The sequence below is a fragment of the Marinihelvus fidelis genome (assembly GCF_008725655.1).
Lineage (GTDB): Bacteria > Pseudomonadota > Gammaproteobacteria > Xanthomonadales > SZUA-36 > Marinihelvus > Marinihelvus fidelis.
Genome location: NZ_VYXP01000004.1, coordinates 24,218 through 44,529, shown reverse-complemented (window position 1 = coordinate 44,529; position 20,312 = coordinate 24,218). Strand labels below are relative to the sequence as shown.

Sequence of the window (20,312 nt, the reverse complement as noted above, 5' to 3'; positions counted from 1 at the left end):
ATGCCTTCAAATGGTCTGGCAGTTCCAACGAATTTTGATGACCCGGCGGCGGGCGACGCCCGACGGAAGCCTGAGTTAAAGTAAGTCCGGGTCCCGAACGGCATCTTAACCGCGCTGCCGCCCCCGTACCAGTCGGGGCCGCACAGCAACCAGGAGAATAATTTTGAGCCAGAACATCATCCACGTCACCGACGAAGACTTCGCAGACAAGGTCCTGAATGCCGACGGCCCCGTGCTGGTCGATTTCTGGGCCGAATGGTGCGGCCCCTGCCGCATGATCGCCCCGGCGCTGGACGAACTCGCCGAAGAGTTTGACGGCCAGATCACCATCGCCAAGATGGACGTCGATTCCAGCCCCAAGACGCCGCAGACCTTCAGCGTCCGTGGCATCCCGACGCTGATGGTTTTCCAGGGCGGCAACGTCCAGGGCACCAAGGTTGGCGGCGCCACCAAGGGCGACCTGAAAAACTTCATCGCCCAGCACGTCTGATTCCCGACCCGGCCGCCGCGCCCGCCCCTGGGCGCGGTGGCCCGGGCCGCCCCGATTCCCCATCGCCCGACCAAACTGGACGCTGGCCAATTATCGTGCTAGCTTAACGAGCATCCGCAGCGGGTGTTCCACCCCTCCAGAGCCAACCCGACGAACTTCCAGTGCCGCCCCGACGGCCGGATGGACGTTATGAAACGCCACGGAAACCGATAAAAACGACGGACCACCGCTGCCCGAATTGCGTTCTCGCACAACCTAAACGATAACGAACTGAACCCAGATTCCTCACCAGGGCACCCCGCCCTCATCACGCCTGAATACCGTCTTATGAACCTGACTGACCTCAAACAAAAACCAATTAAAGAACTGCTGGATATCGCCAACGAGATGAACCTCGAAGGCGTCGCCCGCTCCCGCAAGCAGGACGTCATCTTTGGCATCCTGAAGGCACACGCCAAGAGCGGCGAATCCATTTATGGCCAGGGCGTGCTGGAGATTCTCCAGGACGGTTTCGGCTTCCTGCGCTCGGCCGACTCGTCCTACCTGGCCGGCCCGGACGACATCTACGTGTCGCCCAGCCAGATCCGCCGCTTCAACCTGCGTACCGGCGACATGCTGGCCGGCAAGATCCGGCCGCCGAAGGACAGTGAGCGCTACTTTGCGCTGCTGAAGGTCGAGGAACTCAACTACGAGAACCCGAACGCGGCCAAGAGCAAGATCCTGTTCGAGAACCTGACGCCGGAATTCCCGACCAAGCAGGCCACGCTGGAGCGTGGCAACGGCAGCACCGAGGACATCACGGCGCGCATCATCGACCTGGTGTCGCCCATCGGCTTCGGCCAGCGCGGCCTGGTGGTCAGCCCGCCGAAGGCCGGTAAGACAATCATGCTGCAGAACATCGCCACCAGCATTCGCGCCAACCACCCCGAGGCCAAGATGATCATCCTGCTCATCGACGAGCGCCCCGAGGAAGTGACCGAAATGCAGCGCTCCGTCGATGCCGAGGTGATCTCCTCGACCTTCGACGAGCCGGCCAGCCGCCACGTGCAGGTCGCGGAAATGGTGATCGAGCGCGCCAAGCGCCTGGTCGAGCACAAGAACGACGTGGTGATCCTGCTTGACTCCATCACCCGCCTGGCGCGCGCGTATAACACCGTGGCGCCGTCGTCCGGCAAGGTCCTGACTGGTGGTGTTGACGCCAACGCCCTGCAGCGCCCGAAGCGTTTCTTTGGTGCCGCGCGTAACGTCACCGAGGGCGGCTCCCTGACCATCATCGCCACCGCGCTGGTCGACACCGGCTCGAAAATGGACGAGGTGATCTACGAAGAGTTCAAGGGTACCGGCAACATGGAAGTGCACCTGAACCGCCGCATTGCAGAGAAGCGCGTCTACCCGGCCATCGACATCAACAAGTCAGGCACCCGCCGCGAGGAGATGATGATCGACCAGGCCCTGCTGCAGAAGGTCTGGATCCTGCGCAAGCTGCTGCACCCGATGGACGAAATCCAGGCAGTCGAGTTCATGCTCGACAAGCTGAAAGCCACCAAGACCAACGAAGAGTTCTTCAACTTTATGAAGCGCTGATCCGGCGCAGCCGTGGACACCGGCCAGGCCAGCAATCGACCACCCCCGGGTGACGTCAATGGTTGGACCCTGGTCGTGGCCACCGCCATGACGGTGTTCACGGCTTACCTGTACCGGAACATGCACTACACGGGCGGCCTGTTCCGCGCCCTGTTCAGCAATATCATCGACGAGATCCCGCTCGTGACCCGCCTGCTGCTGTGGGTGTCCGACTGGGCCTACGTACTGCTGGCCGCCAGCCTGGTGCCACTCGCGCTGCTGTTCCTGCAACAAAATGCAGCCAATGGGCTGGGCAAGCGCCGCTTCCTGCAGGTCACCGCCTGCGTTTTTGTAGCCGTGCTTTTGACCGGTGCCCATACACTGGCGATGTACCAGGCACCTGTCGACCGTCCCATTGAGAGGCCCATCTATGCCCCATCCCGTTAAACAGGCCAGCCGACGCCTTTACCACCTGCTCCTGATGACCGCCATGCTCACGTTGTCGGGCTGCCTGGGCATGCCCGACGACGTTGAACCCGTTGGCGATTTCGAACTCGATCGCTACCTGGGCCAGTGGTACGAAATCGCCCGGCTCGACCACGCCTTCGAGCGCGGACTTGAACGCGTGACCGCCCAATACACCCTGGGCGAAGAGGGTGGCGTCCAGGTGGTCAACAGGGGCTTCAACCCCGAAACGGGCCAATGGAAAGAGGCCGAAGGCAAGGCCTACTTTGTTGACGACCCCGGTACCGGCTACCTGAAGGTGTCGTTCTTTGGACCGTTCTACGGCAGTTACGTCATCTTCGAACTCGGCCCTGATTATGAGTACGCCTTCGTCTCGGGCCCCGACTACGACTATCTGTGGCTGCTGGCGCGCGAACCGCGGGTGGACGCCGGTGTGCTGGAGCGCTTTACCACGCGTGCGCAGGCCCTGGGCTTCGATTCATCGGCGCTGATCATGGTCAAACACCCCTGAACCCAACGGAGATTGAAACCATGCCCGAAGTAACCGGACCGTTCGACGTTTCACTGGAACCCCAACCCGACCCGGAAGCCCCCGCCGGTCGCATGATCATTCGCAAGCGCTACAGTGGCGCGATCGAGGGCACCGCCAATGGCCAGATGATCAGCCACCAGGTCGAGGGTGGCGTGGCCATCTACTTTGCCATTGAGACCTTCGAAGGCAGCGTCGATGGACGCGAAGGCGGGTTCCTCCTCGCCCACCGCGGCGTCATGTCGGCCGATCGCCGTGAACTGGATATCCATGTCATCGACGGCACCGGGACAGGCGCACTCGAAGGCATCAGTGGCCGCATGGACATCAGCCAGGCCGGCGGCGAGCACCACTACACTTTCGACTACACGCTCTGACCCTCGCACCACCGGCTGGCCGCCGTATAATCGGTGACCCCTGCCCGCAATGGAGTCTTTGCCATGCTCAAGGTCGAACGTGTCAGTCCCAACCGCCTGGATATTGAACTGGGTGGAAAAATGGACAGCGAAGCGATGCGGGTCGCGCTGGACGCACTGGTGGACAAGTCTGCGGGCATCCAGAACGGGCGCATGCTGTTTGATGTCGCCAGCTATGCCCTGCCCACTTTCGGCGCCCTGCGGGTCGAGTTTTCACAGATGCCCAGGATGTTCCGCTTCATCCGCCAGTTCCGGCGCGCCGCCGTCCTGGCCGATGCCGGCTGGCTCAAAGCCGCCAGTGAAATCGAAGGCTTGCTCATACCCGGGCTCGAGATCAAGGCCTTTTCACGTGAGCAGCGGACCGAGGCAGAACAGTGGCTCGACAGTCCAATCGGCTGACGGCGTGACCGCCGGGCCGGACATCGTCGCGACAACGCCGCGCCTGCGCCTGCGTGAAATCACCCGGCAAGATGCCGCCTTCATCCTTGAACTGGTCAATCAGCCGGATTGGCTTCGGCATATCGGCGACCGCGGCGTGAACAACCTGGCCCAGGCGGCGGACTACATCGAGACCCGGATGCGCAGCGCCTACTCAAGCGATGGGTATGGCATGTATGTCGTTGAAAATCTTGAAGACCACATGGCCATAGGCTTATGCGGCCTGGTCAACCGGGACTGGTTACCCTGCCCCGACCTGGGTTTTGCAATACTATCCCGGTTCCATCGACGGGGTTTTGCGATTGAAGCCTCGCGGGCCGCGGTCACCCTCGCCTGGGAGCGATTCGACCTGGACCATCTGGTTGCCGTCACCACACTGCAAAACACTGCCTCCCAGCAGCTCCTGGGAAAATTGGGCTTCGAGTTACGGGACCAAAAGTTCCACACACCAGAAAATGAATACCTGTATTTATATTCGCTAATATGTGATCGTGCATGAACCCCGCCGACGTCTCCGCCAGCTACAACCAGATCGCCGGGCAATGGGTCAGCCCGGAGTTTAACGAGGAAAACGGTGTAGCCGCCCACCGGCGTGCCCTGGCCTTCCTGCCTGGCGACACCCCGCATGGCACGGCCCTTGATCTCGGCTGTGGCGCCGGCGGCCGCTTGATCAACGTCATGCTGGCCAACGGCTTGAAGGTTGAGGGCCTCGACCTTTCTGAGCGCATGCTCGATCTCGCACGCAACCGGCACCCGGATGTCATCTTTCACCACGCGGACATGACCGAATGGCCGTTCGCGCAAACGTACAATTTCATCACGGCCTGGGACAGCTTCTGGCATGTCCCCCTTGTTCAGCAGCCAGGTGTTCTCGAACAGATGTTGGGCGCACTGAACCCGGATGGGGTCTGCATCTTCAGCAGCGGCGGCCTGGACCATGCCGAGGAGCGCGTCGACCAGGCCATGGGGGTACCCATGTACCATGCCACCCCCGGCATCCCTGCCCTGTTGCACATCGTCGGGCAGTCGGGGTGTGTGCTTCGTCACCTGGAGTATGACCATCACCCGGAGTTGCACATTTACATCATCGCGCAGAAAATGCCGAACCCATGAACTGGCCCGAAACACTCTCCGCCGCCGCCACGCTGTTCCTGGTCATGGACCCGCTGGGCAACGTGCCGATTTTCAACAGCATTCTCTCGAACATGGACCCGCGACGGCGAGCCCGGGTGGTCGCGCGCGAACTGGTGTTTGCGCTGGTCATCCTGCTCGGTTTCCTGCTGGCCGGTACCGCGGTCATGAAGTTCCTGGGGCTGAGCCAGTCGTCACTGAGCATCGCCGGCGGCCTGTTGCTGTTCATCATCTCGCTGCGGATGATCTTTCCCGCGAAGGCAGGCGAGCCGGGCGACCCGGACGAGGCCGAGGACCCCTTTATCGTGCCGCTGGCCGTGCCACTGGTCGCCGGCCCTTCCACCATCGCCCTGCTGATGCTGCACAGTTCCAGCCGTCCGGAGCTGTTGCATGAGTGGATCGTCGCGCTACTGATGGCCTGGGCAGCCTCGACGGTGCTGCTGGTGGGTTCACCCAAGGTCATGGCGTTGATCGGCCACCGCGGCTCGCGCGCGCTGGAGCGCCTGATGGGCATGATCCTGGTGATCCTGTCGACGCAGATGCTGCTGAACGGCATACGCGGATTCGTGCTCAGCCTGGGTGCCGGCGCGTGAAGCTGATCGGCTCCGAGGCCAGCCCCTACGTCCGCTTCGTGCGCGTGGCACTCGCCGAGCTGGGCATGACGTACACGTTCGAAACCACGGCGCCGTTCGCGAAACTGACCGCCGAGCAGCACGAGCGAATCAACCAGGCCAACCCGTTGATGAAGGTGCCGGTGCTGGAAACCGGCGATGGCACCCTGTTCGACTCACGGGTGATCGTCGACTGGTTGCTGTCGCGGCCTGGGTATGCCGATGCTGAATTCGCACGCGGCTTCCGTGAGAACTTCGACCGGATCAACGCCTTGACCACGGCCTACGGCATCCTGGAGTCCGGCGTGCTGCGCTTCCTCATCCGCATGCGTCACCCGGACACGGACATGGATTCGGGCTACATGGGCCGTTCAAGAGAACGCATCGACAGCGGCCTGTCGTGGCTGGAAGCTACCCCGGTGCTGGGGCCGTCTTTCGGCCCGCCGGAAGCGCTGGTGTGCTGCGCCCTGGCCTGGCTGGAGCGGCGCTCCGTTCACGATGTCAGCGCTTACTCCAGACTGAACCGCCTGGCCGCGGATTATGGCCAGCGTCCCTCGCTGGCCACTACCCGGATTCCGGAAGACGCCTGAGCGCGCTGCGCCTCAGGCGACCCATAGATCGACGAAGTCAGGCACGGACATCGCGTCCAGTGCCTGGGGGTCACGACAGGCGGCAATGATGGTTTCGGCCTGGGCTGGCTCGAACCGCTCCGAAACCGCTTTTTCGAACTTCCGCACCAGCACCGGGATACCTTCGTCACGCCGGCGGCGGTGACCGATTGGGTAGTCGACCTGCACGCGGTCGGTTGAAGAACCATCGGTGAAGAACACCTGGATGGCGTTGCCGATGCCACGTTTTTCGGGGTCGAAATAGTCCGTCGTGAAGGCCTCGTTCTCGCGCACCTCCATCCTGTCACGCAAGGCGTCGATGCGCGGGTCGGCGGCGACCCCGTCTTCGTAGCTTCGCGCGGTCAACTCGCCAAAGATCAACGGCACCGCCACCATGTACTGGATGCAGTGGTCACGATCGGCATAGTTGTCCAGCGGACCGGTCTTGTCGATGATGCGCACGCCCGCTTCCTGGGTCTCGATGACGATACGGTCGATTTCATCGATGCGGTCTTTCACCTGCGGGTGCAGCGTCAGGGCGCACTCCACCGCCGTCTGGGCGTGAAACTCCGCCGGAAAGGAAATCTTGAACAGCACGTTTTCCATCACGTAGCTGCCGTAAGGGCGCTGGAAAGTGAACGGCTGGCCACCGAACAGCACGTCGTAGAAGCCCCAGACATCGGCACTCAGCGCCGAGGGGTAGCCCATCTCGCCCTGCTTCGCCAGCAGCGCCAGGGTCACGGCGCGGCGGCAGGCGTCGCCGGCGGCCCAGCTCTTGCGTGAGCCGGTATTGGGCGCATGCCGGTAGGTACGCAGCGCACCGCCGTCGATAAAGGCGTTGGACAGCGCATTCAGCACCTGGTCGCGGTCACAATCCAGCATACGCGCCACTACGGCCGTTGAGGCCACGCGCACCAGCAGGACGTGATCCAGGCCGACACGGTTAAAGCTGTTCTCCAGCGCCATCACGCCCTGGATTTCGTGCGCCTTGACCATGGCGATCAGCACGTCACGGATAGTCAGGGCTTCACCACCCTCGGCCACGCGCTGGCGTGACAGGTAATCGGCCACTGAAAGAATCGCGCCCAGGTTGTCTGAGGGGTGCCCCCACTCGGCCGCCAGCCAGGTGTCGTTGAAATCGAGGTAGCGCACCAGCGTGCCCAGGTTGAAGGCCGCCTGCACCGGGTCCAGCTGGTGCGTGGTGCCCGGCACTTTCGCGCCGTTGGCCAGTTCGCCGCCCGGCACCAGCGGGCCCAGCAGGCGCACGCAGTCCGGGAAATCCAGCGCCAGCATGGCGCAGGCCAGGCTGTCGATCAGGCAATAGCGGGCCGTGGAATAGGCCTCGTCACTTTCAATCTCGTAGCTGCAGACGTAGTCCGCCATATCGGCGAGAACAGTGTCAAAGTCAGGGCGGTTAGCGGTACGGATGCCGACTTGGCTCATGGTGCGTGGTTCCTTGGATACGTTCGTTGGGTCGTGTTCGCCTGGATGCGGCTTCAGCGCGCGTCAATCGGCGTCACGTCACGGTCCACGGGGCCAATGTACTCGGCGCCGGGACGGATAATGCGGTTGTTGGCACGCTGCTCGAAGCAATGCGCGGCCCAGCCGGTCACCCGCGACATCACGAAGATGGGCGTGAACAGGCTGGTGGGAATATCCATGAAGTGATATGCGCTGGCATGGAAGAAGTCCGCGTTGGCGAACATGTTCTTCTGCTCTTTCATGGTCCGTTCGATGGCCTCGGACACGGCGTACAGCACGGTGTCACCTTTCAGATCGGCCAGCTGCTGCGACCAGCCCTTGATGATGGCATTGCGCGGGTCACGCAGGCGATAGACGGCGTGGCCGAAGCCCATGATCAGCTCTTTCGCCGACAGCTTCTTCATCACGTCGTCGACGGCCTCGTCCACCGAGCCGTACTGCTCGATCATGGCCATGGCCGCCTCGTTGGCGCCACCGTGTAGCGGGCCGCGCAGCGAGCCGATCGCCGCGGTGACGCACGAATGCAGGTCCGACAGCGTCGAGGCGCAGACGCGCGCGGTGAAGGTCGAGGCGTTGAACTCGTGCTCTGCGTAGAGGATCAGCGACACGTCCATGACCTTCGCTTCCAGCTCGGTGGGCGAGCGATCCAGCAACATGTGCAGGAAATGCGCGCCCAGGCCGTCCTCGCCGGTGTCGGTGCTGACCCGCACGCCATCGTGACTGTAGCGGTACCAGTAAACGACGATGGCCGGGAAAATCGCCAGAAGGCGATCGGCCACGTCCTGCTGGTTGGCGAAGTCCCCTTCCTGCTCCAGGTTGCCCAGGAACGAGCAGCCCGTGCGCATGACGTCCATCGGGTGGGCGTCAGCGGGAATGCGCTCCAGTACTTCTTTCAGCGGCTGTGGCAAGGCTCGCAGGGGCTCCAGCTTCGCTTTCCAGGCGTCCAACTCAACCTGGTTGGGCAGTTCGCCCTTCAGCACCAGGTAGGCGGTCTCGTAGAAGGTGGCGTTTTCGGCCAGGTCGACCACGTCATAGCCGCGGTAACGCAGGCTGTTGCCTTCCGCACCGACGGTACAAATGGCGGTCTGGCCGGCGGTCTGTCCGCGCAGGCCGGCACCGGTGTTCTTCTTCACCGTTGAACTAGAATCTGACATGGGATTACTCCTTGCCCTGGTCGAACAGTTCGTCCAGTTTGCGTTCGTAGTCGTGATAACCGAGGTAGTGGTACAACTCTTCGCGGGTCTGCATCGTGTCGAGCAGGTTCTTCTGGTGGCCGTCGGCGAGCAGCCCTTCGTACACCGCCAGGGCTGCCTTGTTCATGGCCCGGTAGGCCGAACAGCAATACAGCACGATGTCGACGCCGGCATCCCCAAGTTCGGGCGTGGTGAACAATGGCGTATGGCCGAACTCGGTGATGTTGGCGAGGATCGGCACGCCGACGGCCTGCTTGAAGCGCGTGTACTGCTCCAGCGTCTTCATGGCCTCGGGAAAAACCATGTCAGCGCCGGCCTCGACACAGGCCACGGCCCGGTCAATGGCCGCGTCCTCGCCTTCCACCGCCAGAGCGTCAGTGCGCGCCATGATGACGAAGCCCTCGTCACTACGGGCATCTACGGCTGCCTTGATGCGGTCGACCATTTCGCCCTTGCTGACAATGGACTTGCCGGGCCGGTGGCCACAACGCTTCTGCGCCACCTGGTCTTCGATGTGCATCGCGGCCGCGCCGTCGCGAACCAGCGCGCGCACCGTTCGGGCGATGTTGAACGCCCCGCCCCAGCCGGTATCCACGTCCACCAGCAAGGGGAGTTCGCAGACCTCGGTGATGCGGCGGATGTCGGTACACACATCTTCCAGCGAGCTAATGCCCAGATCCGGCATGCCCAGCGAATTGGCCGCCACGCCACCCCCGGAAAGGTAGATGGCGCGGTGGCCGACGGCCTGGGCCATCCGGGCGGTGTAAGCGTTGATAGCGCCCACGACCTGCAATGGCGCATGGTCGAGGACGGCATCCCGAAAGGCCTGGCCTTTTGATTTAAGCATATTTACAGATAGTTACCCGTATTACTTAATGTGTTTTATTACAGCAATGAAGCAACCGCTTCACGCTCTTCACGCAGTTCCGCCTCGGTGGCGTCCATGCGCTCGCGGCTGAATTCATCAACGTCCAGCCCCTCGACGATGCGGTAGTTACCGCCTTCACAGACACAGGGGTAGGAATAGATGATGCCGGGCTCGATGCCGTAGGCGCCGGTGGACGGTACAGCCATGGAGACCCAGTCACCATCCGGCGTACCCAGGGCCCAGCTGCGGATGTGGTCAATGGCCGATGAGGCTGCCGATGCCGCGCTGGAGGCGCCACGGGCCTTGATGATGGCCGCGCCACGCTGCTGCACGGCCGGGATAAAGCTGTCTCGGTACCAACCGGTATCGACACCGGCCGCCAGGCCCTCCCCTTCGGACTCGGCAAAACGGATGTCTGGGTACTGGGTGGAGGAATGGTTGCCCCAGATGATCATCTTCTTGATGCTGGCGTGGTGCCGGCCGGTCTTTTCCGCCAGCTGCGCCAGCGCACGGTTATGGTCCAGGCGCGTCATGGCCGTGAAATTGCGCGGATCCAGGTCCGGTGCGGCGGCCTGCGCAATCAGGGCGTTGGTGTTGGCCGGGTTGCCCACCACCAGCACTTTTACATCGCGGCTGGCATGGTCATTCAGGGCCCTGCCCTGGGGGCCGAAGATCTTGCCGTTCTCGGCCAGCAGGTCGGCACGTTCCATGCCGGGACCACGTGGCTTCGCGCCCACCAACAGGGCATAATCCGCGTCCTTGAATGCCACGTTAGCGTCATCGGTGGCCACTACGTCCGCCAGCAGCGGGAACGCGGCGTCCTTCAGTTCCATGACCACGCCTTCCAGCGCGCCCAGGGCGGGAGTGATTTCAAGCAGTTGCAGCACGACGGGCTGGTCAGGGCCAAGCATGTCGCCGGCGGCGATGCGGAAGCAGAGTTGGTAGCCAATCTGGCCGGCGGCGCCGGTGATGGCGACGCGAACGGGTTGTTTCATTTCAGAACTCCTGGGGACATTCAATGCATTGGATGAATCTGTACTATTGTAACCGAAGCTCTGGCGCGGATATGGACTCCCGGCCCCCTAAATCGACGATTCGGGCCACCGCCAGGCTCGATGGACAGCGCACTTGAAAGCCGTAGCCGACAACAACATGACCGCGATCGCGGAAACCTTCGGGCGCCACATGTCCGTGCGCGCCCTGCCCGGCCGAAACATCCGTCGTGAAAACCTTATCGATACCGACGTGCTGTTGGTCCGCTCGGTCACCCGCGTCGACAGCGACCTGCTGCAGGACACCCCGGTGCGGTTCGTCGGCAGCGCGACCATCGGGACCGACCACATGGACACGGAGTGGCTGGACTCGGCGGGCATTCGCTGGGCCGCCGCGCCCGGCTGCAACGCCGATGCCGCCGCGCAGTACACGCTGGGCATGATCCTGCTGGCCCTGCATCGACTCGGGCGCACACTGGATGGCGCCCGCGTAGGCGTGATTGGCTGCGGCAACGTCGGCCGCCGTGTCGTCGAACTGGTCGCAATACTGGGTGCCCGGGTCGTTGCCTGTGACCCGCCACTCGCGGATGACGGCAAGACGGGGCTGGTCGACCTCCACAACGCGCTCGACAGCGATATCGTCAGCCTGCATGTTCCGCTCACCCGCCTGGCGCCGTATCCAACGGAAAGAATGCTGGATGCCAGGACCATCGAGCAGATGCGTCCCGGCGCGCTGCTGGTCAACGCCTCGCGCGGCCGGGTCGTGGACGGGCCATCCCTGCAGGACGCCCTGGATGCCGGCCGTATACACGCTGCGCTGGATGTCTGGCCGGATGAGCCGGCGATCGCCCGCGGATTGCTTGACCGCGTGACCGTGGCCACCCCGCATGTTGCCGGCTACAGCGCGCTGGGCCGACATCGGGGCACGGCCATGATCTACACGGCCTGGCAAACGCACAGTGGAGTGGCGACGGCCTCGTTGAAACAATGCCAGGGTTCACCATCCGTCATCACTATTGACCCGGTCACAGATGACCCGGTCGCCGACGCCGTGGTCTCGGTGACACGGGTCGGGGCCGACGACGACACCCTGCGGCACACACACCCTCTCGACGCCGCGGCCTTTGACGCCCTCCGCGCCGGATACCCGCTGCGGCGCGAATTCGCGGAAGCGTATGTGCCCGCGACGCTGGCAGAAACAGCCCGTACACGCTTGCGGGCAATCGGGTTTGGCGCCGCAGACCAGGCGCCCGTATCGTGATCGCGATCCGCCCAATGCGCTGCGTTACGCTGTGTTTGGCCTGGATCGCCCTGAACGCCGGCGCCGCCCCCCAGGACCGACCCTATACGGCGGTCGGCACTGCCAGCGGACTGGAAGCCCGGGTCGTTGCATCGCTGTTGTTTGACCGTGAAGGCCGGCTCTGGGTTGGCTCACGCGAGGGGCTGTACCGGTATGACGGTTACGAGTCGACCGCGTTCCGCCCGGACCCGGAGCGCACGGGGGCGATCAGTGACACCGATATCCGGCATGTCCACGAATCAAGCGACGGAACAATCTGGGTCGGCACCAACACGGGTGGCCTGAACGCCTATGATCCGCTCACCGGGCAATTCACCGTCTACCGGGCGGACAGTAATGACCCCGGTTCCCTGCCGGATGACTCGGTCTACGGCATCCATGAAGGGCCCGAAGACGGTATCTGGGTCGCGACCCAGCGTGGCGTCGCCCGCCTGGATCGCGGCACGGGCCGATTCGAAACCTTCCGCCACCAATCCGACCAGGCGAACAGCCTGCCACATGACTGGGTGTTCGCATTGCACCTGGGTCGCGACGGATACCTCTGGCTGGGAACCGTCGGCGGCGGTGTGGCCCGCTGGCGGCCGGAAACCCGGGACTTTGAACCGTTTGACCTGGCCGTACTCACTGACGGAACCAGCGACCGAAACGACGTGTTCGCGATCCATATCGACCCGGCGGGGATACTCTGGACAGGTACGCGAAGTGGCATCGTCGCCATCGATACGGCACAACGCGAAGCCACGGTGCTGAACACTTTCACCGTTGAAAAGTACGACCACCCATTGGTGACAGACATGGCCGTCGATGAGCGCGGCCGACTCTGGTTCGCGACCATGATTCACGGGGCGATCATGGTTGACCCGTCGACGGGCGAATGGGCACGCGCGAACAGCCAGCCGCTCGGTTCGCCGGGGCAATTGCCGGACCAGCCGCAGATGAGTATCGTCACCAACCGCGACCAGTTGTTCGTCGGCACCTGGGGCGCAGGTGTGTTCCGCGCGCCACTGGATGCCCCCGGCTTCAGGATACAGAAGCGTTCCACCACGGCCGAGGGTCTGCGCAACGATAACGTCACCGCCGTCATGGCCGGCGAGTCCGCCGGCAATCCATGGATCGGCAGTTTCGGTGGTGGCCCGCAGCAGGTCGATTTCCGGACCGGCCAGGTCGTCTTGCCGGATGGCCCGCTCGGCACCCTGGCTGTCGCGGGTGTACTGGACCTGGCCATTGATGACGCCGGTACGCGGTTTGCGGCCACCACGGAAGGCCTGTTCAGTTTTAATGCCACGGGGCGGGGCACGCGGATCGACCGAACCGAAAGCGCGCCTTCACCACTGGGTGAGGGTTACGTCTCCGCCCTGCTTCCGGCCACTGACGGTGACCTCTGGGTCGGCGTGATGGGAACAGGGTTGTACAAACGGAACGCCGATTCCGGCGAACTGACCGCTTTCCGCCATGATCCGTCAAGAAGCGACTCGCTGAGCGGCGATTTCATCACCGCGCTGGCCAACGGCAAAAACGACGAACTGTGGGTCGGCACACGCTCCAACGGCCTGAACCGTTGCCGCCCTGACCCCTGGCGCTGTGACCGCTACCCCGGCCGGCCACGAAGCCCCGATGGCCTTAGCCATCACAATGTCACCGATCTCTACCGTGACCGGCGAAACCGCCTGTGGGTCGCGACCGATGGCGGCGGGCTGAATCGGGTGGAAACAGGCGAAAATGGCGAGGTCTCGGGTTTCACCCACTGGGGTACGGCGCAAGGCCTGCTCGACGAGGGCATCATGGCGATCGCCGAAGACAACGACGAGTCTTTCTGGTTGAGTACCCGCCGCGGGCTTTCACGCTTTAATCCCGCCACCGGAAAAGTGACCAGCTACGTCAGCGAATCCGGCCTGCCCGTCGATCATTTCAACGCCAAGGCCTCGGCATCGGACAGCGAGTTCATCTATTTCGGTTCAGTCGACGGGCTGCTGGGGTTTCCACGAGGCACGTTGCTGGAGGAGCGCCAACCTGCGCCGGTGGAGATCACCCGTATCCAGCACACGGCCCGCGGACGCGAGCCCAATGACATTGTCGCCGACGACAACCACGTCACCGTTCCTTACGGCGACATCATTACCGTGAAGTTCGCCACTCTCGATTATTCCGAGTCCGCGCACCGCTATGCCTATCGGCTCGACCCCCAGGACCCGTGGACCCAGCTGGGCACGCAACGGCAGGTGATCTTTCATGGCCTGGCGCCAGGCACCTACCGGCTCGAGGCCCGTGGCCGTGATGTCTACGGCCTGTGGGGCACATCCACGCCACTATCGCTGGAAATCGAGCCGCCGTTCTGGATGACGACCTGGTTCAGGGCGCTGCTGGCGACGCTGCTGTTGCTCCTGGCCTGGGGGTTCCACGGCCTGCGCCTGGCCCGCCAGCGCCGTAGCGCTGACGCCACCCGGAGACTGAGTGAGCGACGCGAATCGGCCCTGGAAGAAGCCCTGGGCTCCGAGGCCGAACTGGCCGTGCTCACCCCCCGCCAAAAGGAGGTCCTGCAACTGGTTGCCGAAGGTTACTCCACACGCGAAATCGCCGACCTTCTCGACCTCAGCGCCAAGACCGTGGAGGCCCACCGCGCCAACCTCATGGAGCGCCTGGGTATCCATGATGTGCCTGGTCTGGTGCGACTGGCGATTCGATCGCGGCTCGTTTCTCCGCATGAATAAGTTCGTATATCCCATTGTATTTACAACCATAAATAATAAACATAGGGGAATCCCCTAGAAGAAGTTCGGTCGAATAGGGGCATTCCCAATTCACATTTCCTTTCCCATGGCGCAGGTTCAGGCCACGACCCAGAAGGCGGACGGGTCATACGGGAAAGGAGACAGCAAGCATTAAGGCACCTCTCAAAAAGCTGCGTTGGATGCAGGGCGGAATCGTCGCTCTCGCCATCCTCATCCTGCTCTTCCTGGTCATGGCGCCATCTACACGTGCCGATACCGGAACGTCCGTCCTCACTTGTTCCCCAATAGATACACACCCAAACCCCAGAGGAGCTATATCGTGTCAAATATGAGACTCCGTCGCCGGCTGACCGCCGTCGCCACCGCAGCGCTGCTGCTGGCTGCGCCGATGGCCCACGCGATGAAAATCAAGCAGCAAAACCTGGTCGACCTGATCAGTGATTCCCAGAATATCGTCCACGGTACCGTCAAGTCAGTGACCGACGGTATCAACGACAAGGGCGTGCCCTACACCGAAGTCACCATTTCCGTGGGCAGCAGCGCCAAGGGCAGGAAGCTGGACGGCCAGGACGTGACCTTCCGCCAGTTCGGCCTGCTGAAGCCGCGTACCTTTCCCAACGGCAAGACCCTGCTGGCGGTGACGCCGGAAGGCTTCCCGAAGTGGGTGGAAGGCGAAACCGTGGTCGCGTTCCTGCGTGAGCCAGCCTCGCTGACCGGCCTTCAGACCACCGCCGGCATGGGCCAGGGCAAGTTCCGCCAGGTCAACGGCAAGCTGGTCAATGAATATGCCAACGCCGGCCTGTTCGAAGGTGTTGAGATCGACACTGCACTGACCTCACCCGAAGAACGCAACATGATCACCCAGCCGGGTGCCGTGGACGCCGCGGCATTTATCGACCTCGTCGGTCGCGCCGTCGAAGGCAACTGGATCGAATCAGGGGAGATGAAGTAATGAAACGCACCAGCATTAAAATCGCAATCGGCCTGGCACTGGCCGCGACCGGCTCCGCACAGGCGGCCGGCCCCCTCTACCTGTGGCAGGGCGGTGAAACGCCGACCCCGTACAAGTGGGACACCTCCAACGGCCCGATTCCCGTCTACACCGACGGCGGACCGGCCGACGCCAACGGCGTCCCGACCTTCACCTTTGACTACAACGGTGAATTCGCCTTCCTGACCATTGAGCGGGCCAACGAAATCACCGCTTTCGCGTTTAATGAGTGGAACTCGGTGAGCATGTCCACCTTTGACGCGCAGATCGCCGGCACCATTGAAAGTGTCACCGGTATTGCCGACGTCACCGGTGCCAACGCCACCGAGATCTACGACCAGGAAAACGGCTACGGCTTCTTCGTCAACTACGACACCGACGGCAGCATCCTGGAAGACTACTTCGGCGTCAGCCGTGACGGCGTCCTGGGTATCGCGTTCCCCGAATGGGCCGACGAGGCCACCGGCGAGATCACCGAGGCGACGGCCGTCATCAACGGCTGGTACGTGTACGACACCGACACCGAGGGCAACATGATGGCCGGCGTGTTCACGCACGAATTCGGCCATGCCATCAACCTGTCGCACACTCAGGTCAACGGCGACCTGGCCTACGCGCCCGCATACGCCAACCGCACTGCCGGTCCACGGACCTGTGAAGACCTGCCGGTCATCGAGTACTACCAGCAGATCGAGACCATGTTCCCGTTCATCTCGAACGGCTCGCCGGCGGCTGAAGCACAAAGCGAAATCAGCGTCACCGACGACAAGGTCGCCATCTCCAACCTCTACCCGACGGCGGAGTACGCGACTGAACTGGGCTCAATTTCCGGCGTGCTGCGCCTGAAGGACGGGCAGACCGAGTATAGCGGCGTGAATGTTATCGCCCGTAACGTCAATAACCCGTTCTTCGACGCCGTCTCCGCACAGGCGGGTGACCAGACCCAGGGCCTGGTGGGCCCGGACGGCCGCTTCACCATCAACGGCCTGACCCCGGGTGAGTCTTACGTGCTGTACATCAACGAAATCTGGCAGGGTGGATTCCCGACCACGCCGCAGCCGATCGTGTCCCAGGCCGAGTACTGGAACGAGGCCGAAAGCAACGACCCGGCCACGGACGACGTCTGCGACGCCACCCCGATCGTGGCCGAGGCCGGTGTCACCAAGACGGCCGACATTACCTTCAATGGCTACCTGGACGGCATCCAGTACACGCCGATCGTGTCCGCATTCCTGACCGACATGGCCAAGAACGGTCGTTCCTCTGCCGGCCAGGCCGGGACCACAGCGTTCAAGTGGGATGCCATCCACGGCTTCAAGGTGCTGGGCGAGGATATCGTCGGTGGCAATGTGAAGACCAACCGCAACGGCAAGGTGCTGACCGTCATGCACGACCGCAACGGCAATGGTATTGGTGAGGCGGCCCTGTTCAGGTTCAAGGGTGAGTCACTCAAGGGTGAAATTCAGCACCTGGGTGACCTGAACGGCAACACCTGTGGCGGTACCGGCCAGTCCGGCACCAACGCCAGCTACCCCTGGGACGTCGACGCCGCGGGCCATACCGTGGTCGGTACCGCCTACGTGGACACGGATGGCGATGGTGGCTGCTCCACTTACGCCAAGCAGGAGGTCGTGCCCTTCATCTGGACCCACGGCAAGGACGGCGGCATGCGCCAGCTGGATAACAGCGGCATTCCGCGCGCCACCTCCTGGGCGCGTGCGCACGCCGTGTCCGGCAACGGCAAGGTCGTACTGGGTAACAACGGCGGTTCCGCCGCATTGGCATGGGTCGAAGAAGGCCCGGTCAAGGTCCTGTACGGCGGCGAGTACAGCGCCCGCGAGGCAACGGCTGTCAGTTACGACGGTACCAAGGTCGCCCTGGACACGTTTAACAAAGGTCCGGTGCTCTGGAATCCGTACACCGAGGAGTACACCGAAATCGGCAGCCTGACCTGGTGTGTCGACCTGCCCTACAACCACTTCTTCCTGGGCAACCTGTGCGAGCAGGGATTCACGCCCGAGGAAATTGAAGCGGCTGTCGGCCCCATCGCCGTGCTCCCCATCGACATGAACGATGACGGCACCGTGATTGTCGGCCGTGCGGGCAGCCTGTTCACCGGAACGGTTGGCGGACTGTATGTCGAAGGCCTGGGCTGGATGAGCCTGGCCAAATTCTTCGAGAAGCAGGGTGTCGCTGAAGCATTCGACTTCCCGATGGACAACCCGCTCTCCGTTGACGGTGACGGCAACAAGCTCGTTGGCGGACTCGCCGGCGCGCAGATGTCGTGGTACGTCGACATGAGCGAAGTGTTCGTCTGCGAAGATGGCAAGGACGTCAGTACGACGTTCCCTGGAGGGCTGGTCAACAAGGTCCAGAACGGCGCGGAAATCGGCCGCTGTGCATTTATCGACTGATCGGGCCTGACTCCCGGCCGCGGGATCACCGCGGTCGCGGTCCGAGCGCCCTCGTGCGGCTTTCCCCTGGCCGCACGATGATTGGGCGGGGCTTCGGCCCCGCCTTTTTTATTGCAAAACCATGCCGTTGCGTGTATCGTGCGCGCGCTTCCCCGGGTCGTTCCGGCCCGCACCCATGGCGTTCACCCGCCACACATTCCAGGCATTCAAATGATCGAGAATCTTCGCAATATCGCCATCATCGCGCACGTCGACCATGGCAAGACCACCCTCGTGGACCAACTGCTGCAACAGTCCGGCACCCTGGGTGACCGCGCGGCCGCACCTGAGCGCGTCATGGACTCCAACGAGCTGGAAAAGGAGCGTGGCATCACGATCCTGTCCAAGAACACGGCGATTACCTGGAAAGACGACGACACCACCTGGCGCATCAACATCGTCGATACCCCGGGACACGCGGATTTCGGCGGCGAAGTGGAGCGTATCCTCAGCATGGTCGATTCCGTGCTGTTGCTCGTGGACGCGGTCGACGGCCCGATGCCGCAGACCCGTTTCGTGACCCAGAAGGCTTTCGAGATGGGCTTTAAGCCGATTGTCGTCATCAACAAGATCGACCGCGACGGCGCGCGCCCGGACTGGGTGCTGGACCAGACCTTCGAACTGTTCGACCAGCTGGGTGCCACCGATGAGCAGCTGGATTTTCCGGTGGTCTACGCCTCTGCCCTGCGCGGCTACGCCAGCGAAGAGAACAGCGCCCGCGATGGCGACATGACGCCGTTGTTCCGCACCATTGTTGAGCAGGTCTCACCGCCGGACGTGGATACCGAAGGCCCGTTCCAGATGCGCATCACCACGCTCGATTACAACACCTACGTGGGCGTAATCGGCGTAGGCCGCGTGCAGCGCGGCACGGTGAAGCCGAACCAGCGCGTGACCGTGATCGACCGAGACGGCGAATCACGCAGCGCCAAGGTGCTGCAGGTGCTGGGTTTCCACGGCCTCGACCGCATCGAGGTCGAGAGCGCCAACGCCGGCGACATCATTGCCCTGACCGGCATCGAGGGCCTGCGCATCTCCGACACCATCTGCGACCGCGAAGCCCCCGAGGCCCTGCCAGTGCTGAGTGTCGACGAACCAACCATCAGCATGACCTTCCGTGTTAACAGCTCGCCGTTTGCCGGCCGCGAGGGCAAGTTCCTGACCAGCCGCCAGATCCGCGAGCGCCTGCTGCGCGAGGCCAGTCACAACGTGGCCCTGCGCATCGAGGAAACCGAGGACCCGGAAAAATTCCGCGTCTCCGGCCGTGGTGAGCTGCACCTGTCCATCCTCATTGAAACCATGCGCCGCGAAGGCTACGAGCTGGCCATTTCACGCCCCGAAGTCATCCTCAAGCAAATCGATGGCAAGACCCAGGAGCCTTACGAGTCCCTGGTCGTCGACCTGGAGGACAGCTACCAGGGCGCGGTCATGGAGAAGCTCGGTGAGCGTCGCGGTGTACTGCAGGACATGCAGCCGGACGGCAAGGGCCGCATCCGCATGGACTACCTGATCCCGGCCCGTGGCCTGATCGGGTTCCAGTCGGAGTTCCGGACCCTGACGGCGGGCACCGGCCTGCTGTTCCATGTCTTCGACCATTATGGCCCTTACAACCCGGCGCCAATCTCGACCCGTAACAACGGCGTGCTGATTTCCAACGCCACGGGCAAGTCAGTCGCCTACGCCCTGTTCAACCTGCAGGAGCGCGGCCGCATGATCATCGAGGGTGGTGTGGATGTGTACGAAGGCCAGGTGATCGGCGTTCACAACCGCGGCAATGACCTGACGGTGAACCCGCTTAAGGCCAAGCAGCTGACCAACATCCGCACGCAGATGAAGGATGACGCCACCACGCTGAGCGCCCACCAGGAACTGACCCTGGAACAGGCGCTGGAATTCATCCAGGACGATGAACTGGTGGAAGCGACACCGGAGAACATCCGCATCCGCAAGAAACACCTGCTCGAACACGAGCGACGCGTTGCGGAACGCAACGCCAAGCGCGCCGAAGAAGCGTAACGCGGGAGCGCCGCGCTGACGCGCGGCTGGTGACGCG

19 protein-coding genes are annotated in these 20,312 nt (G+C 63.0%); 15 read left to right on the top strand and 4 right to left on the bottom strand.

The annotated features are described in order from the left end of the window. The first annotated feature begins 163 nt into the window (after positions 1-163). The 10 genes from trxA (at position 164) to F3N42_RS06485 (ending at position 6,233) form a co-directional block, all read left to right on the top strand. Positions 164-490: a thioredoxin TrxA gene (gene trxA, locus F3N42_RS06530; protein WP_191621271.1), complete on the top strand. Its 327-nt coding sequence runs from the start codon at positions 164-166 to the stop codon at positions 488-490. Positions 491-817: 327 nt separating this feature from the next. Continuing rightward, complete coding sequence (gene rho, locus F3N42_RS06525; RefSeq protein WP_150863621.1) at positions 818-2,074, top strand: transcription termination factor Rho; 1,257 nt, start codon at positions 818-820, stop codon at positions 2,072-2,074. Between the two features lie 12 nt (positions 2,075-2,086). Continuing rightward, complete coding sequence (locus tag F3N42_RS06520; protein WP_150863620.1) at positions 2,087-2,500, top strand: hypothetical protein; 414 nt, start codon at positions 2,087-2,089, stop codon at positions 2,498-2,500. Continuing rightward, positions 2,484-3,029, top strand: a complete 546-nt coding sequence (locus tag F3N42_RS06515; RefSeq protein WP_150863619.1) for a lipocalin family protein — start codon at positions 2,484-2,486, stop codon at positions 3,027-3,029. The genes F3N42_RS06520 and F3N42_RS06515 overlap by 17 nt, the downstream gene beginning before the upstream one ends. A gap of 20 nt (positions 3,030-3,049) precedes the next feature. Continuing rightward, positions 3,050-3,424 (top strand): DUF3224 domain-containing protein, encoded by a 375-nt coding sequence (locus tag F3N42_RS06510; protein ID WP_150863618.1) that lies wholly within the window; start codon positions 3,050-3,052, stop codon positions 3,422-3,424. A 63-nt stretch (positions 3,425-3,487) separates the two neighbouring features. Beyond that, positions 3,488-3,862: a SpoIIAA family protein gene (locus F3N42_RS06505; RefSeq protein WP_150863617.1), complete on the top strand. Its 375-nt coding sequence runs from the start codon at positions 3,488-3,490 to the stop codon at positions 3,860-3,862. Between the two features lie 4 nt (positions 3,863-3,866). Continuing rightward, positions 3,867-4,400 carry a GNAT family N-acetyltransferase gene (locus F3N42_RS06500; RefSeq protein ID WP_191621270.1) on the top strand — a complete coding sequence of 178 codons (534 nt, stop codon included), beginning with the start codon at positions 3,867-3,869 and terminating at the stop codon, positions 4,398-4,400. Next, positions 4,397-5,014, top strand: a complete 618-nt coding sequence (locus tag F3N42_RS06495; RefSeq protein ID WP_150863615.1) for a class I SAM-dependent methyltransferase — start codon at positions 4,397-4,399, stop codon at positions 5,012-5,014. Before F3N42_RS06500 ends, F3N42_RS06495 begins: the two co-directional genes overlap by 4 nt. Beyond that, complete coding sequence (locus F3N42_RS06490) at positions 5,011-5,625, top strand: YhgN family NAAT transporter (RefSeq protein WP_150863614.1); 615 nt, start codon at positions 5,011-5,013, stop codon at positions 5,623-5,625. The genes F3N42_RS06495 and F3N42_RS06490 overlap by 4 nt, the downstream gene beginning before the upstream one ends. Continuing rightward, positions 5,622-6,233, top strand: a complete 612-nt coding sequence (locus F3N42_RS06485) for a glutathione S-transferase family protein (RefSeq protein WP_191621269.1) — start codon at positions 5,622-5,624, stop codon at positions 6,231-6,233. The genes F3N42_RS06490 and F3N42_RS06485 overlap by 4 nt, the downstream gene beginning before the upstream one ends. Positions 6,234-6,245: 12 nt before the next feature. Here the strand turns inward: F3N42_RS06485 and F3N42_RS06480 are convergent, their stop codons facing one another. The 4 genes from F3N42_RS06480 to F3N42_RS06465 are packed head-to-tail and all read right to left on the bottom strand — an operon-like array spanning position 6,246 to position 10,789. After that, entirely contained in the window at positions 6,246-7,694 is a 1,449-nt protein-coding gene (locus F3N42_RS06480; RefSeq protein WP_150863612.1) for a bifunctional 2-methylcitrate dehydratase/aconitate hydratase, read from the bottom strand. A gap of 53 nt (positions 7,695-7,747) precedes the next feature. Beyond that, a complete protein-coding gene (gene prpC / locus F3N42_RS06475; protein WP_150863611.1) occupies positions 7,748-8,887 on the bottom strand; it encodes a bifunctional 2-methylcitrate synthase/citrate synthase in 1,140 nt (379 codons plus the stop codon). A gap of 4 nt (positions 8,888-8,891) precedes the next feature. After that, the gene (gene prpB / locus F3N42_RS06470) at positions 8,892-9,773 is read right to left on the bottom strand and encodes a methylisocitrate lyase (protein WP_150863610.1); all 882 of its coding nucleotides are present in this window, start codon (positions 9,771-9,773) and stop codon (positions 8,892-8,894) included. Between the two features lie 38 nt (positions 9,774-9,811). Then, complete coding sequence (locus F3N42_RS06465; protein ID WP_150863609.1) at positions 9,812-10,789, bottom strand: malate dehydrogenase; 978 nt, start codon at positions 10,787-10,789, stop codon at positions 9,812-9,814. A 133-nt stretch (positions 10,790-10,922) separates the two neighbouring features. Here F3N42_RS06465 and F3N42_RS06460 point away from each other — a divergent pair, with 133 nt between their 5' ends. The 5 genes from F3N42_RS06460 (at position 10,923) to typA (ending at position 20,275) form a co-directional block, all read left to right on the top strand. After that, positions 10,923-12,047: a 4-phosphoerythronate dehydrogenase gene (locus tag F3N42_RS06460; protein ID WP_150863608.1), complete on the top strand. Its 1,125-nt coding sequence runs from the start codon at positions 10,923-10,925 to the stop codon at positions 12,045-12,047. After that, entirely contained in the window at positions 12,044-14,794 is a 2,751-nt protein-coding gene (locus F3N42_RS06455) for a two-component regulator propeller domain-containing protein (protein WP_150863607.1), read from the top strand. The genes F3N42_RS06460 and F3N42_RS06455 overlap by 4 nt, the downstream gene beginning before the upstream one ends. A 340-nt stretch (positions 14,795-15,134) precedes the next feature. Next, positions 15,135-15,767 carry a hypothetical protein gene (locus F3N42_RS06450; RefSeq protein ID WP_224784776.1) on the top strand — a complete coding sequence of 211 codons (633 nt, stop codon included), beginning with the start codon at positions 15,135-15,137 and terminating at the stop codon, positions 15,765-15,767. After that, on the top strand, positions 15,767-18,220 hold the full coding sequence (locus F3N42_RS06445) for a zinc metalloprotease (RefSeq protein WP_150863606.1): 2,454 nt from the start codon (positions 15,767-15,769) through the stop codon (positions 18,218-18,220). Before F3N42_RS06450 ends, F3N42_RS06445 begins: the two co-directional genes overlap by 1 nt. A gap of 210 nt (positions 18,221-18,430) precedes the next feature. After that, on the top strand, positions 18,431-20,275 hold the full coding sequence (gene typA, locus F3N42_RS06440; protein ID WP_150863605.1) for a translational GTPase TypA: 1,845 nt from the start codon (positions 18,431-18,433) through the stop codon (positions 20,273-20,275). Positions 20,276-20,312 lie beyond the last annotated feature (37 nt).

Coding starts and splice junctions, on each gene's coding strand:
- F3N42_RS06510 (WP_150863618.1), top strand. CDS start 3,050: ATGCCCGAAGTAACCGGACCGTTCGACGTTTCACTGGAACCCCAACCC.
- typA (WP_150863605.1), top strand. CDS start 18,431: ATGATCGAGAATCTTCGCAATATCGCCATCATCGCGCACGTCGACCAT.
- rho (WP_150863621.1), top strand. CDS start 818: ATGAACCTGACTGACCTCAAACAAAAACCAATTAAAGAACTGCTGGAT.
- F3N42_RS06445 (WP_150863606.1), top strand. CDS start 15,767: ATGAAACGCACCAGCATTAAAATCGCAATCGGCCTGGCACTGGCCGCG.
- F3N42_RS06490 (WP_150863614.1), top strand. CDS start 5,011: ATGAACTGGCCCGAAACACTCTCCGCCGCCGCCACGCTGTTCCTGGTC.
- F3N42_RS06465 (WP_150863609.1), bottom strand. CDS start 10,789: ATGAAACAACCCGTTCGCGTCGCCATCACCGGCGCCGCCGGCCAGATT.
- F3N42_RS06495 (WP_150863615.1), top strand. CDS start 4,397: ATGAACCCCGCCGACGTCTCCGCCAGCTACAACCAGATCGCCGGGCAA.
- prpC (WP_150863611.1), bottom strand. CDS start 8,887: ATGTCAGATTCTAGTTCAACGGTGAAGAAGAACACCGGTGCCGGCCTG.
- F3N42_RS06480 (WP_150863612.1), bottom strand. CDS start 7,694: ATGAGCCAAGTCGGCATCCGTACCGCTAACCGCCCTGACTTTGACACT.
- F3N42_RS06515 (WP_150863619.1), top strand. CDS start 2,484: ATGCCCCATCCCGTTAAACAGGCCAGCCGACGCCTTTACCACCTGCTC.
- prpB (WP_150863610.1), bottom strand. CDS start 9,773: ATGCTTAAATCAAAAGGCCAGGCCTTTCGGGATGCCGTCCTCGACCAT.
- F3N42_RS06505 (WP_150863617.1), top strand. CDS start 3,488: ATGCTCAAGGTCGAACGTGTCAGTCCCAACCGCCTGGATATTGAACTG.